This is a genomic window from Mesorhizobium sp. M7A.F.Ca.MR.148.00.0.0, assembly GCF_003997735.1.
Classification (GTDB): domain Bacteria; phylum Pseudomonadota; class Alphaproteobacteria; order Rhizobiales; family Rhizobiaceae; genus Mesorhizobium.
Map to the genome: position 1 here is coordinate 1 of NZ_RZTB01000271.1, position 1414 is coordinate 1414.

Annotated in this window: 4 protein-coding genes; 3 read left to right on the forward strand and 1 reads right to left on the reverse strand. The window is 62.9% G+C overall.

Annotated features, from left to right (window positions below; translation table 11 throughout):
* The first annotated feature begins 114 nt into the window (after positions 1–114).
* Entirely contained in the window at positions 115–279 is a 165-nt protein-coding gene (locus EOB49_RS36720) for a hypothetical protein (protein WP_164781928.1), read from the forward strand.
* Between the two features lie 277 nt (positions 280–556).
* On the opposite strand, the gene EOB49_RS38275 is transcribed toward EOB49_RS36720, so the two are convergent.
* Complete coding sequence (locus EOB49_RS38275; protein WP_245472970.1) at positions 557–778, reverse strand: hypothetical protein; 222 nt, start codon at positions 776–778, stop codon at positions 557–559.
* 28 nt (positions 779–806) lie between these two features.
* On the opposite strand from EOB49_RS38275, the gene EOB49_RS38280 reads away from it, so the two are divergent.
* Entirely contained in the window at positions 807–944 is a 138-nt protein-coding gene (locus EOB49_RS38280) for a hypothetical protein (RefSeq protein ID WP_245472972.1), read from the forward strand.
* Between the two features lie 169 nt (positions 945–1113).
* Positions 1114–1414, forward strand: a 301-nt coding sequence (locus tag EOB49_RS33870) for a hypothetical protein (RefSeq protein WP_127383501.1), incomplete at its 3' end; no start/stop codon positions are given.

Sequence of the window (1414 nt, forward strand, 5' to 3'; positions counted from 1 at the left end):
CGCTATCGCGCCGATCCATCTTCTCCCACAAGGGGAGAAGGGGAGCCCCCTTTCTTGCAAAACAGCCGTCCTTTGCTAGAAAGGTTTTGGCGGGTGGCATCGTGAGAGAACCTCATGTTTGCCGATTTCATCAGACCGATCACCCTAGGTTTTTCGCTGCTGCGGCGGTTCTGGCCGCAACTCGTGGCACTCGTGCTGGCCGGCGTGCTGGTCGGCGATCTCCTCATGCAGCTCGCGGCGAAGGTGGCGCTGGCCAATCACTTCGCCGGGCGCGGCTGACATAGGCGCGCATCGGCTGGACCCGCCAGCGCCCGGCGTCGATGGCGGCATCGGACGGCAATTGCGGCGGGGCGTGGGCGGGCAGGGCGCCGAAGGCCCCCATCAGGCCGGCCACAAGCAGGGCGGCGATGGTTCCCGCGCCGGCCGTTATCCAGGTTTGAAATTTTGAGCGGGCAGTCTTGAACATCCCAAACTATGCACGTCGACGATCAGCCACCCCTGCGCAGTCCAGAAAGAAAAAATTGCTGATGGAACCCGCAAATGGCTGGGTCCAGCCTCACGCTGCTTCGCGCGCCCATAGAAGATGGCCATGGCGACGAAAATACCGTGCCACCAGCCGTTGTTGCTTGGCCCTGACCAGGTCGGGCAAGCGCCGCTCCTGGCGCCAGCGCGGTATGTTGCGCCAGCAGGCTATGAAGCGGGCGGCGTCCTCAATGGCCTCTTCCGCCGAGAGCGCCGGGCCAATCGCGGCCAGGAACAGCGCTTGCGACGGTTTCAACTCGTGCGATCACCGCTTTGCGCCTGACGTGATCCTGACGGGCGTGGGCGATGCCGCTGCGGCGGATGGTTCCGAAGGCTTCAAGCAGGGCCAGGCTGTCGCCGGCGTAACCGCAGGAACGGGCAAAATCGGCGGCAAAAGCGTCCATTATCGCTCCCGGGTCTGATGCAGTGGGCAGGTTCGTGTCCGACTCACATTTTCATATATGTGAACGCATAACTCAAATTGTACTCGAAGAAAAACTTCTGCGAAAGTTTGAAAACTGCGACTCGACTCCCGGCTCAAAACGCAGGAATATGCGAACAAATCAGGAACAAAAAGGATGGGGAGGGGCGATGGCATTACCGGGCAAGGAGCCGACAATCGCGCATGTCGCCTCGATCTCGGTCGAGTGCGCCGATTGCGGCCGCAACAGGTGGTGGCGACCCGATCAGCTGAAGCGGTTCGGGGTGACGGGGAATACGCCGCTGTCCGCTCTGTCGGGCCGCATCGTCTGTTCGGCCTGCCGCGCCGACGGACTGCCGGGGGCGACGGTTACGATCCAGGCGGCGTTTGTCGACGAGCGCCAGCGCGTGCGCAGCGAAGCGCGGATGCTGAATGAGCGCGAGGTGCCGCTGGAGGGATCACGGCGGGCTT